Here is a 12,114-nt window from a genome sequence, read left to right on the forward strand (position 1 = left end):
CATTCCTGATGACGGCCACCCCGACGCGGACCACCGCAGCGGTCTGGCGCCCCGGCGACCCCGTCGGCGACCGGAAGTTCGCCGTCATCGGGGACCTCGCCCTCGAGCGCGGCGGCGTGCTGCCGGCCGTCACCGTCGCGTACGAGACGTGGGGGACCCTCTCGCCGAGCGGCGACAACGCCGTCCTCGTCGAGCACGCCCTCACCGGCGACAGCCACGTCGTCGGCGAGACCGGCCCCGGGCACGTCTCGCCCGGGTGGTGGCCCGGCCTCATCGGCCCCGGAGCGCCGCTCGACACCGACCGGCTCTTCGTCGTCGCGAGCAACGTCCTCGGCGGGTGCCAGGGCACGACCGGCCCGGCGTCCGCCGACCCCGACGGACGGGCGTGGGGCGGGCGGTTCCCGTTCATCACGATCCGCGACCAGGTCGCGGCCGAGGCGGCGCTCGCCGACGTGCTCGGCATCCGGCGCTGGCGCGGCGTCCTCGGCGGGTCGATGGGCGGCATGCGGGCGCTCGAGTGGGCGACCGGCCACCCCGACCGGGTCGAGCGCTGCCTCGTCGTCGCCTCGACGCCGTACGCGACCGCCGACCAGGTCGCCTGGTGCCAGCCGCAGCTCCTCGCCATCCGCACCGACCCGGCGTACCGCGGCGGCGACTACTACGGCACCGGCGAGGGCCCGACGACCGGCATGGGCATCGCCCGTCGCATCGCCCACACGACGTACCGCCACGAGGCCGAGCTCGACGAGCGTTTCGGGCGCCGGCCGCGCAAGGGCGAGGACCCGCTCGGGGGCGGTGGGCGCTACGACGTCGAGAGCTACCTCGACCACCACGCGGCCAAGCTGTCCCGGAGGTTCGACCCCAACAGCTACGTCGTCCTCACCGAGGCGATGAACAGCCACGACGTCGGGCGCGGCCGTGGGGGAGTCGCGGCGGCGCTCAACCGGTTCGACGGCCTGCTCCACGTCGCCGGGGTCACGACCGACCGGCTCTACCCCATGCGGCTGTCGCAGGAGATGGCCGCGGCACGCCCGGGGACCGGGCTGTCCGTCGTCACCTCGCGACACGGCCACGACGGCTTCCTCGTCGAGACCGAGCAGGTGGGCGCGCTGATCCACGAGGTGCTGGGAAGCCGCTGAGCAGCCGCTGCGGTACGGTCGGGGCGTCGGACACCGTTCGTTCGCCCCAGGAGGACATCGTGACCATCGTCGTCGGGTTCGTTCCCACCAAGGAGGGGCGCGCGGCCCTCGCGCGAGCGGTCGAGGAGGCGAGGACCCGCCAGACGACGCTCGTCGTCATCAACTCCAACCGCGGTGGCCGTGACTTCGACGACGACACCACGAAGGCCGCCGAGGCCGAGCTCCAGCGGGCCCAGGACGAGCTGACGAGCGACGGGCTCACCGTCGAGGTCCGCCAGCTGGTCCGGGGCAACGAGCCCGCCGAGGACCTCATCGCCGTCGCCACCGAGACCGACGCCGACCTCATCGTCATCGGCCTGCGGCGCCGTACGCCCGTCGGCAAGCTGATCCTCGGCTCGAACGCCCAGCGCATCCTGCTCGACGCCCCCTGCGCGGTGCTGGCCGTCAAGGCCTGACACCGCCCGTCCGGCACCGTCCCCCGGGGAATCCGGAAAGCCCTCGAGGCGTTGTCACACCGCGCCCGTTCCCCCGGCGATGTGCCTCCACCCGGCCCGCCGATTTATAATGTCACTGCGCACCTGGTTCTGACCCGCCGAGCACGACGCCGGCACGGATGACGGGGTGCCGCACCAGGACCTTCCCCGCCGCCTCCGGAGCCCACCCCCCGTGTGCCCCGGAGCCGGCTTCCCGCGACGAAAGGTAGTCGGTGTCGCCTGTGTCCACGAAGCCCTCCCAGCCCAGCGCACTCCCGCCGGAGTTCTCCCACCAGGCTCTGCAGTCCCTCGTGCGCCAGGGGAGGACGACGGGCTCGGTCACGGGTGAGCAGGTCGCCGACGCGATGCGGGCCGCCGAGGTCACGCCCTCGCGTGGACGGGTGGTCCTCCGCGCGCTCGGCGAGCAGGGCATCACCGTCGCCATGGACCTGAGCACCGCCGTGGCCGCGGCGACCTCGACCGCCAAGAAGACGGCGTCGGCGTCCACGGCCAAGAAGGCGGCCCCCGCCAAGAAGGCCGCGACCGCCACCAAGGCGGCCGCCGCGAAGACGGCGACGACCAAGACCGCCGCCGCGAAGGCGACGACGACGAAGAAGGCCGCCTCCGCCGCGGCCGGGGCGGACGCGCCCGCCGCGAAGGCGCCGGCGAAGAAGGCCGCGACGAAGAAGGCCGCGAGCAAGGCCACCTCGGCCGCCGCGGCCAAGGACGCCGACGGCGACGAGGACGCCCCCGAGGACCTCGAGGACGTCGTGGTCGACGAGGTCGTCGACGAGCCCGCTGACACCGAGCTCGAGGGCGCCGCCGCCGAGGGCGCGACCGAGGGCGACGACGACTCCGACGAGGAGAAGAAGCCCGCCGCCGAGGGCGAGCCCGAGTCCGAGGACGCCGGCTTCGTCATCCGCGACGACGACGAGGACGACGCACCGGTCCAGCAGGTCGTCACCGCCGGCGCGACCGCCGACCCGGTCAAGGACTACCTCAAGCAGATCGGCAAGGTCGCCCTCCTCAACGCCGAGCAGGAGGTCGAGCTCGCCAAGCGCATCGAGGCCGGTCTGTTCGCCGAGGAGAAGCTCAACGCCGGCGAGAAGATCGACATGAAGCTCAAGCGTGAGCTGTGGTGGATCGCCCAGGACGGGAAGAAGGCCAAGAACCATCTCCTCGAGGCCAACCTGCGACTCGTCGTCAGCCTCGCGAAGCGCTACACCGGCCGCGGCATGCTCTTCCTCGACCTCATCCAGGAGGGCAACCTCGGCCTGATCCGCGCGGTCGAGAAGTTCGACTACACCAAGGGCTACAAGTTCTCGACGTACGCGACGTGGTGGATCCGCCAGGCGATCACCCGCGCCATGGCCGACCAGGCCCGCACCATCCGCATCCCGGTGCACATGGTCGAGGTCATCAACAAGCTGGCCCGCGTGCAGCGCCAGATGCTCCAGGACCTCGGGCGCGAGCCCACCCCGGAGGAGCTCGCCAAGGAGCTCGACATGACCCCCGAGAAGGTCGTCGAGGTCCAGAAGTACGGCCGCGAGCCGATCTCGCTCCACACGCCCCTCGGCGAGGACGGCGACAGCGAGTTCGGCGACCTCATCGAGGACTCCGAGGCGGTCGTCCCGGCCGACGCCGTGAGCTTCACGCTCCTCCAGGAGCAGCTGCACTCGGTGCTCGACACCCTCTCCGAGCGGGAGGCCGGTGTGGTGTCGATGCGGTTCGGACTCACCGACGGCCAGCCGAAGACGCTCGACGAGATCGGCAAGGTCTACGGTGTGACCCGCGAGCGGATCCGCCAGATCGAGTCCAAGACCATGAGCAAGCTGCGCCACCCGAGCCGCAGCCAGGCCCTGCGGGACTACCTCGACTGACGCACCCGCTCCGGAGACCCGGAGGGAGGCACGGTGCGTCGTCAGCTCGAGCGTGGGTACCGCGGGCTGCGCAGCACCATCCCGCACGAGCGCTGGGAGGCCGCCAAGCGGCGGCTGCACCCGGCGCTCGTCCGGTCCATGCGGCGCCGGCTGTCCGCCGTCCCCGACCTCGGCACGATCTCGGTCGTCGTCCCGTGCTACCGCGTCGAGGAGTACCTCGCCGACTGCCTGACGAGCGTCATCTCCCAGACGTACCCGCACCTGGAGATCATCGTCGTCATCGACGGCAGCCCCGACCGCTCCGCCGAGATCGCCAGGGGCTTCGCGCGCTGGGACCGCCGCATCCGGGTCGTCGAGCAGCCGAACGGCGGCCTGGGCAACGCCCGCAACACCGGGATCGCGCACGCGTCGGGTGACTTCATCGTCTTCGCCGACTCCGACGACACGGTGCCCCTGACGGCCTACGCGACGATGGTCGAGAGCCTGGCACGCACCGGATCCGACTTCGCCGTCGGCAACCTCGTGCGCCGCGACGGGGCCAGCTCGTGGGTGCCCCGGTGGGCCCAGGACGTCCACCGCGCCGACCGCCCCGGGGTCACCCTCGACGAGGCCCCCGAGGTCCTCGCCGACGTCTTCAGCTGGAACAAGCTGTTCCGCCGCGACTTCTTCACCCGGGCGGTCGGGCGCTTCCCCGAGGGCATCCGCTACGAGGACCAGGAGCCGACGGCCAGGGCGTACGCGCTGGCGCGCTCCTTCGACATCCTCGCGACGGTGGTCTACCAGTGGTACATCCGCGGTGACGGCTCCTCGATCACCCAGCAGAAGTCGAACATCCGCGACCTCGACGACCGGCTCACGGTCATGCGGGCGGTCTCCGGCGTCCTCACCGAGCACGCGTCCCAGCGCGTCGTCGAGCACTGGCACGCGAAGTCGGTGGGCCTTGACCTGCGGGCCTTCTACGCCGAGGTGCCCCGGACCGGCCCCGACTTCTGGGAGCTGCTGCGCAGCGGCGTGCGCGACGTCTCGCGCTCGATGTCCGAGACGTCGTGGGGACTGGTCGAGCTCCACGACCGCATCCTCGCCCGCCTCGTCGAGCGCGACGAGCGCGACGACGTGTGCACGGCGCTGCGGGTCCGCGAGGAGCACGGCGACGGGATGGTCGTCGACCCCACCCGGCCGCGTCCCACCGGCGCCCCGGTCTACCTCGACCAGCTGCGCACCCGGTTCGACCCCGCCGACCTGGTCCTCAGCCCGCTCGAGGACCGCCTCACCGCGGGCCTGACCGGGTACCGCGTCGACGGGGCCACGATCGAGGTCTCCGGACTCGCCTACGTCGACGGTGTCGACCTCGACGAGCACCCCTCGACCCTGTCGGTGCGGCTGGTACCCGAGCCCGACGCCGACGGGTCCGCGGCCGGCGGCCCCGTCCACGAGCTGCCGGTGCGGCGCACTCGCCTTCGTGCGCTCGACGACGTGGTCAACAGCGCGAGCGTGAGCCAGGCGCCCGCCGGCTTCGTCGCCACCGTCGACGTCGCCGCCCTCGTCGCCCGGCAGCCGGTGGCGGGGAAGGAGCCGGGCTGGCACGTCGAGCTCACCCTCGGTGTCGCCGACAAGGCGTGGACCGGCCGCTTCCGCGTCTGGGAGCGGCGCTGGACGGCCAACGTGCTCGACCACGGCCCGCTCGTCGACGGCCACCGTCTGCTCCCGCGCTTCACCGAGGACCGCGGCCTCGAGCTGCTCCTGCGGCCCGCGCAGGTGGCGGCGGTGTCCGCGACCCTCGACGGCCGCCGCGTCGACCTCGTCCTACCCGAGGACGGACCTCGCGTCACGGCCGTCGAGGCGCTCTGCACCGTCCTCGGCCGCACCGAGCGCGCCGACGTCACGGTGCTCGAGGGCGAGCAGCGGGCCTCGCTGACGATCCCCCCGCTCCCGCCGGGCGCCCCACCGCGCAAGGAGTACGAGTGGGAGGTCCGTGCGGTCACGGCCGAGGGCACCGTCGCCCTCGACCTCGCCGGCGGCACGGCCGACCTGCCCGTCGAGACGGCCCGGAGCGCCGGCCTGCGGGTGGCGCTCGCCCCCACGGGTGAGCTCGTGCTCGTCGACCGCCGGATCCACGCGGTCGTGCGGGAGGTCGTCCTCGACGGCTGGCCCGACACCTTCGTCGTCCGCGGCCTCGCCGTCCTCCCCCCGGGGACGCCGTTCCGCCCCGCACTCGCCTCCGACACCGACGTGTGGGAGCCGACGGACGCCGTCATCGACCCCGTGACCGGAGCCTTCGAGGCGCGGTTCGCGGTGACGTCCGAGCGGTGGGGCCGCCCCGGCCTCGCGCGGACCAGCCGTGGCCGCTCCCTCCGCCTGCTCCTCCACCCGGGGTCGACCCGGGACTCGGTGTGGCTCCCCGTCGCGCCGGGGGCGCTGGCGGCCGTCACGCACGGCTTCCTGCAGTGGCACCGCGCGCCCTCGTGCGACCTACGCCTCACCGTGACCTCGCGCGCACGGGCTCTCTGGGTCACGGTGCGCCCACCACTGGGTCCCGACGAGGACGGCCGCCGGGCGCAGCTCGCCCTCCAGCGCACGGTCCCGTCGCTGCTGGCCCGTCCGCTGCGTGAGGCGGTGCTCCTCTCCTGCTTCGCCGGACGGCACGCCGCCGACTCGCCGCTCGCGATCCACCACGAGCTCCGCCGGCGCGGGTACGACGGCGACCTCGTGTGGGCGGTCGCCGACCACGCGTGCGCGGCGCCGCAGGACGCCCGCACCGTCGTCCTCGGCACCGCCGACCACCTCGAGGCCCTGCACACCTCGCGGTGGCTGGTCAGCAACGCCAACTTCCCGCCGGTGTTCCGCAAGCGCCCCGACCAGACCTACCTGCAGACCTGGCACGGCACGCCCCTGAAGCGCATCGGCAACGACGTCCCGTCGACGAGCCTGTCGCTGTCCTACCGTGCCCTCATGGAGCGCGAGGTCCGGGCCTGGGACGTCCTCCTCGCACAGAACCCCTTCGCCGCCGAGACGCTGCCGAGGGCGTTCGGGTACGAGGGCCGCACCCTCGAGCTCGGGTACCCGCGCAACGACCTGCTCGCCGGGCCGCCCGACCCCGAGCGCGTCGCGGCGGTCCGGGCGGCCCTCGGCGTGGCCCCCCACGCCCGGCTCGCCCTCTACGCGCCCACCTGGCGCGACAACCGGCGCACCACCAGCCGCGGGTACGCGCTCGTCAACCACCTCGAGCTGGGCCAGGTGAGCAAGGCGCTGAGCGACGAGTGGACCGTCCTGGTCCGCGGTCACAGCAACACGCCCGGCCTCGCCGCGGCCGAGGACCATGCCGGCGTCCTCGACGTCTCGGACTACCCGGACATCGGCGAGCTGATGCTCGTCGCCGACGTCCTCGTCACCGACTACTCCAGCGTCATGTTCGACTTCGCGGTCACGGGGCGGCCGATGCTCTTCCTCGTCCCCGACCTCGAGGAGTACGCCGGCACGACCCGCGGCTTCTACCTCGACCTCGCCGAGATCGCGCCGGGGCCCCTCCTCGCCTCCACCGAGGGCGTCATCGCGGCCCTCCGGGGCCTCGGGACCTCGGTGACGCTCGACCTCGTCGAGCGTGAGGCGGCCTTCCGGGCCCGGTTCGCCCCCCTCGACGACGGCCACGCCGCCGAGCGCGTCGTCGACGCCGTGTGGGGTCGCTGACGCGTGCGGGGCGAGCGATGAGCCGGTGGAGGACGGCCGGCTGGCCCCTCGTCCTCGTGGGCTTCCTCCTCGTCGTCGCCGTCGTGCCGCTCGTGCGCGTCCCGCGGTACTACTTCCGCGGGGACACCCAGATCGCCTACCTCGGCTGGTGGTACCACCTCGGGGAGCGGGTGCTCGCCGGTGACCTTCCCCTCATGGAGCCGCTCGCGTGGGAGGCGGGCAACTACGTCGCCGAGGGCCAGTGGGGCCTGTTCAGCCCGCTGACGATCCTCATCGGCGTCCTCGCCACGCTCGTCGGCGACGTCGTCGTGTTCGTCACCGTCCTCAAGGTGGTCCTCGTCGTCGTCGGGGGGCTCGGCGCCGCCGTGCTCGTCCGCGACTACGGTGCCTCACGCCCGGTGGCGCTCGTCGCGGGTGCCGTCGTCGGGCTGTCGGGGCAGGCGGTCGTCCTCGACTGGCCCTCGTGGGTCACCGGCCAGATCGGCGTCGCGCTGCTGCCCTGGGCGTGGTGGGCCGTGCGCCGCGCGATGGCCGGGCGCAGCCCCGCCCTCGCGCTCGCCCTGTGCTACCTCGTCGTCTCGGTCGGCTACGTCTACTGCGCGATCTACCTCGCCGTCGTCCTCCTCGGCTGCCTGGTCGACGGTGCGCTCTCGCGCTCGCGGCGCCGGCTGCTCGTGGCCCTGGGCGCGGGGGTGTTCAGCGGCCTCGTCACCGTCGCGGTCTACCTGCCGGGAGTGCTCACCTCGCCGGTGACCGTGCGCGACGCGTGGGGCCTCACCGGCGCCGGGCGCCTCACGGTCGACCTGCAGGACGTCCTCACCGGGATGCTGCCCGAACCGCGCGCCACCTACCTCGTGTGGCTCCTGCCGGTCCTCGCGTGGATCGACCTCCGGCGGCTGCGGCGCTCGTGGCGCGACCTCGCCGGTGCCGCGGTGGCCACCGTCGTCCTCCTCCTCTGGGCCGTCGGCCCGGCCGAGATCGGCCCGCTGCGGTGGCCGATCCGCGTCGTGCCCGCCCTCATGGTCGCCCTCGTGACGCTCGTCGCGGTCGCGGTCTCCCGGTCGCTGCCGTGGCGGGTGCCGGCGGCGCGGCGCGTCCTCGCGCTCGCGTGGGTCGCCGGTGCGGCCTACGTCGTCCTCAGCCGCGAGCCGTACCGGTACCTGCCGGTGCTCGTCGGCGCGGCCATCGTCGCCATGGCCCTCGAGGCGACCGCGTGGCTGCTGCGGCGCCGCAGGGCGAACGCGGCGACCGCCGTGGTGCTCGGCACGACGCTCGCCGTGTTCGGGGTCCAGTACGCGGCGCACCCGCAGCCGCCCTCGGTCGACCGCCACATGCCGGCCGAGGCGGCGGAGTACCGCGAGCGGATCCCCACGGCCCGCGGCGACGTCATCGTCCTCGGCAATCCCGACTACTACGAGAAGAGCCAGATGGTCCGCAACGCGGCCATCGCCGACGACGTGCTCATCGCGGCGTCCTGGTACCTGTCGGAGAAGTCGGTGCAGAACGGCTACACGACGATCAGCCACCGCCCCTTCCGCGAGCGGTTCTGCCGCGTCTTCAACGGGGGCACCTGCACCAGGGCGCTCGCCGAGCTGCTCGAGGTCGAGCCGACGACCGGGAAGCCGTGGGTGGACCTGCTCTCCGTGAGCACGGTCGTGCTCTACCGCCCGTACTTCCCCGACGACGTCGAGCGCCGTCCCCCGCCCGGCTGGAGCATCACGGACACGACCGACTTCACCGTCGTGTGGAACCGCGCCGAGCAGCTGCCCACGGCCGGAGGGGTCGTCGCGACCTCCGGGGGCCTGGCGGTCTCGGAGGTCGGCGTCGATGACCGACGCGTCCGCCTGCGCGTCGACCGGGTCGGGGCGCAGGGCGGCACCGTGACCTTCAGCCGCCTCGCGTGGCCGGGCTACCGGGTCGAGGGCGGCACGCTCGCCGCACCGCTCGACGACGTCCTCGTCCGGGTCGAGGTCCCGCCCGGCGCGGCTGGGCGCACCGTCACCCTCGCGTGGTCCCCTCCGGGGTGGGCGATCGAGGTGGCCGCGCTCGTGACGGCCCTCGCCGGCGGCCTGCTCTGGGTGCTCGCGGCCGCGGTGGGCTCGCGGCGTCGGCACGAGCCGGCGACCTCGCCCACGGACGACCCCGATGGGACACAATCACGGCCATGACGTCGCCACGGTCCCTCGCCGCACGGGTCGTGTCCCGTGCGGTTCCCGGTGTCCTCCGCGCCCGCGCAGCCGCACGGACGACCCCCCGCGTCGTCGCCGTCGTCGCCGACCTCGACGTCGGGCCCGAGCTCCAGGACCTCCTCGACGCCGAGGACGGACCGGTCCACGTCATCGCGTCCGAGTCACGTGCCGAGTGGGACCTGCCGGCCCACGACGTGACCTTCCACGCCGCGTCGACCCTCGACGAGGTCAACTGGGTGCTGAAGATGGTCGGTCCGGTCGACCGCCTCGTCAACGTGCGCACCCGCACCTCGGCGGGCCACCAGGAGGACTGGGAGCGGCTGTTCTTCAACCTGCGCAAGGGCGGGGAGTACGTCGTCCCACGCGAGCGGATCACCCGCGACGACGCCCCCGGGATCTTCCAGCGGCTGGCGGCCGTCCTCGAGTCGCAGTCGGCCCCCCAGGACGCCCTCGGGTCGCTCGCCCCGGGGGTGCGGTCCTTCCGCAGCGCGGTGAGCGGGGTGCGGATCGACCCGCGGACCATCGTCATCGGCAAGGGCAACCAGCACTTCGTCAAGGTCCGCGACGCCGACGGCAGCCGGATGCTGGCCGTGCGTGGCCGCGACCTCACCGTGCGGGACCTCGTCACCCTGCCGGGTTCCACCTTCCGGCACCGCGGGAGTGTGGAGTCCTTCGAGTCGTCGGTCCCCGTGGCGGACCTCGACACGACCTTCGACGTCCCCCCGCTCAAGGTGCGCCACTACACCGGGCGGATCGCCATGGTGTCCAACGCCCTGCTGTGGTCGGAGGAGGTGATCCTCCCGGACTCCTTCCGCCACCACCGCACCCCGGGGCTGCACAACCCCGCGCTGACCAACGTCAACCGGCACTTCGCCCTCGTCCCGGACCGGTTGCGACCGCGCACCGAGCGCCCGGGCAGCTTCTTCCACCTCGACAGCGAGAACTCCGGGCACTACGGCCACCTCGTCACCGAGGTGATGTCACGGCTGTGGGGCTGGGAGCACGCCCGCGCCGACGACCCCGACGTGCAGGCGGTCTTCCGTGTCCGGTTCCCCAACGAGCGCGATCCCGGCCTCGAACGGCGCCTCTTCGCCGCCTACGGCATCCCCGAGTCGGCGGTCACCTGGATCTCGGAGCCGACCTGGCTCGAGTCGGTGTACGCGGCGACACCCATGTGGCACAACGCCGTTCCCCACTACGTGCACCCCGACATCGGCGAGACGTGGCGGCGGGTGAGCGACGGGCTGGTGCGCGGGGTGGACCGTTCCGTCGACGCGAGCGAGCGCCTCTTCGTCTCCCGTCGCGCGACCACGGCGAACCGCTCGTGCCGCAACGCCCCCGTGGTCGAGGAGCTCTTCTCGCGCCACGGCTTCACCGTGGTCCACCCCGAGGAGCTCGACCTCGCCCAGCAGGCCCACCTGTTCCGCGAGGCCCGGGTCGTCGCCGGCTTCGGCGGTTCGGGGCTGTTCAACGTCTTCAACAGCCGCAACCTCGAACACCTGGTGGTCCTCAACCACGAGGCGTACACCGCCCGCAACGAGCACCTCTACGCCGCCGTCCTCGGGTGCGCCGAGCACTACTTCTGGAGCACCCCGGACATCGCGCACCCCGAGGGCGGGTGGAGCGAGGAGGCGTACTACTCCGGCTGGGAGCTCGACCTCGACCGCAACCGCGAGGCGCTCGAGAAGCTCCTCGGCGACCTCTGACCGGGGCCCTCACCCCGGTCCCGGCACGACCCGGGCGCTGGGTCAGCCGAGGCGGGGGAGGGCCCGCAGCTCGTCCCACGCCGGCGCGAGGTCGGCGTCGTCGTCCTCGCGCAGCTCGCGCAGCCGCGCCCACACCGGGGAGGCGAGCAGGACGTCCGGGTCGACGCTCGTCGAGCGGTCCATGAACGACAGCGGTGGCGACTGGGGGTCGGGGGAGAGCAGCCCGTCGAGCTCGCCGTCGTAGACCTCGCGCAGGACCGTCGACGCCGCGTCGAGCGAGACGACCACGGCGGTCCCCGTGGGGGCGGTGTTGACGAGGAGGACGACGAGGTCGGGGCGGTGCCGGAGGAGGACGTCGACGGCCTTGTAGACGTCCCCGGTCCAGGCGTGCGTGAGCCGCGTGCGGGAGGCCTCGAGGGCGTTGCGGGGCAGCACGTCGTCGAGGACGACGACGCCCGTGCGCGCCATGAGCGGTTCGGTGTTCATGACGTCGCGCACGACGAAGTCGGACAGGTGCATGCCGTCGATGAAGGCGAGGTCGACGGGGACCCCCTCGAAGTGGGCCACGGCGTCCGGGCGCGCGAAGAAGTCGTCACTCGTCGCGCGGACGAGGTGGAGGTCGCAGCGGACCTCCTTGACGACCGAGTAGAACGGGTCCACGGCCACGGTCCGGGTGCGCGACAGCGCCAGGCTCGCGCCGTCGTTGACGCCGACCTCGAGGTAGGTGCGCGGCTGGAGCAGCTCGTGCAGCCGGGTCAGCAGCTCGTGCCGGCTCACCGTGGGCGTCGGGTGCGGGGTGAACGGGTCGGGCGGGGTCCACGTCCGCGTGGTCGCCGTCGCCGGCTTCGGCCGGGGGGCGGCCTGGCGCGGTGTGAGCTCGATGCGGCGGGCGGCGCCGTCACGGACCCGCCGCTCCAGGCGGCGCACCCGGTTGACACGGTCGGCGCCGACGGCGCGGTCGAGGCGCTCACCGGCCCACTGGCGGATCGTCATCGCGCTCCTGACGTCGAGGGACCGGTGGTCCCGGGTGCGCCGAGCCTAGT

7 protein-coding genes are annotated in these 12,114 nt (G+C 73.4%); 6 read left to right on the forward strand and 1 reads right to left on the reverse strand.

The genetic code is table 11. The features are described from left to right. Nucleotides 1-8 precede the first annotated feature (8 nt). The 6 genes from metX (at nucleotide 9) to ACK8HX_RS02600 (ending at nucleotide 11,071) form a co-directional block, all read left to right on the forward strand. Nucleotides 9-1,139 carry a homoserine O-acetyltransferase MetX gene (gene metX / locus ACK8HX_RS02575; RefSeq protein WP_411939074.1) on the forward strand — a complete coding sequence of 377 codons (1,131 nt, stop codon included), beginning with the start codon at nucleotides 9-11 and terminating at the stop codon, nucleotides 1,137-1,139. A 59-nt stretch (nucleotides 1,140-1,198) separates the two neighbouring features. After that, nucleotides 1,199-1,594: a universal stress protein gene (locus ACK8HX_RS02580; protein ID WP_411939075.1), complete on the forward strand. Its 396-nt coding sequence runs from the start codon at nucleotides 1,199-1,201 to the stop codon at nucleotides 1,592-1,594. A gap of 260 nt (nucleotides 1,595-1,854) precedes the next feature. Further along, a complete protein-coding gene (locus ACK8HX_RS02585; RefSeq protein ID WP_411939076.1) occupies nucleotides 1,855-3,492 on the forward strand; it encodes an RNA polymerase sigma factor in 1,638 nt (545 codons plus the stop codon). 33 nt (nucleotides 3,493-3,525) lie between these two features. Further along, nucleotides 3,526-7,176: a bifunctional glycosyltransferase/CDP-glycerol:glycerophosphate glycerophosphotransferase gene (locus tag ACK8HX_RS02590; RefSeq protein WP_411939077.1), complete on the forward strand. Its 3,651-nt coding sequence runs from the start codon at nucleotides 3,526-3,528 to the stop codon at nucleotides 7,174-7,176. Between the two features lie 17 nt (nucleotides 7,177-7,193). Further along, on the forward strand, nucleotides 7,194-9,344 hold the full coding sequence (locus ACK8HX_RS02595; RefSeq protein WP_411939078.1) for a hypothetical protein: 2,151 nt from the start codon (nucleotides 7,194-7,196) through the stop codon (nucleotides 9,342-9,344). Further along, a complete protein-coding gene (locus ACK8HX_RS02600) occupies nucleotides 9,341-11,071 on the forward strand; it encodes a glycosyltransferase family 61 protein (protein WP_411939079.1) in 1,731 nt (576 codons plus the stop codon). Before ACK8HX_RS02595 ends, ACK8HX_RS02600 begins: the two co-directional genes overlap by 4 nt. 42 nt (nucleotides 11,072-11,113) lie before the next feature. On the opposite strand, the gene ACK8HX_RS02605 is transcribed toward ACK8HX_RS02600, so the two are convergent. After that, a complete protein-coding gene (locus ACK8HX_RS02605) occupies nucleotides 11,114-12,064 on the reverse strand; it encodes a class I SAM-dependent methyltransferase (RefSeq protein ID WP_411939080.1) in 951 nt (316 codons plus the stop codon). Nucleotides 12,065-12,114 lie beyond the last annotated feature (50 nt).

The organism is Oryzobacter faecalis, from assembly GCF_046764005.1.
GTDB classification, from domain to species: Bacteria; Actinomycetota; Actinomycetes; order Actinomycetales; family Dermatophilaceae; genus Oryzobacter; species Oryzobacter faecalis.

Coding starts and splice junctions, on each gene's coding strand:
- ACK8HX_RS02595 (WP_411939078.1), top strand. CDS start 7,194: ATGAGCCGGTGGAGGACGGCCGGCTGGCCCCTCGTCCTCGTGGGCTTC.
- ACK8HX_RS02600 (WP_411939079.1), top strand. CDS start 9,341: ATGACGTCGCCACGGTCCCTCGCCGCACGGGTCGTGTCCCGTGCGGTT.
- ACK8HX_RS02605 (WP_411939080.1), bottom strand. CDS start 12,064: ATGACGATCCGCCAGTGGGCCGGTGAGCGCCTCGACCGCGCCGTCGGC.
- metX (WP_411939074.1), top strand. CDS start 9: ATGACGGCCACCCCGACGCGGACCACCGCAGCGGTCTGGCGCCCCGGC.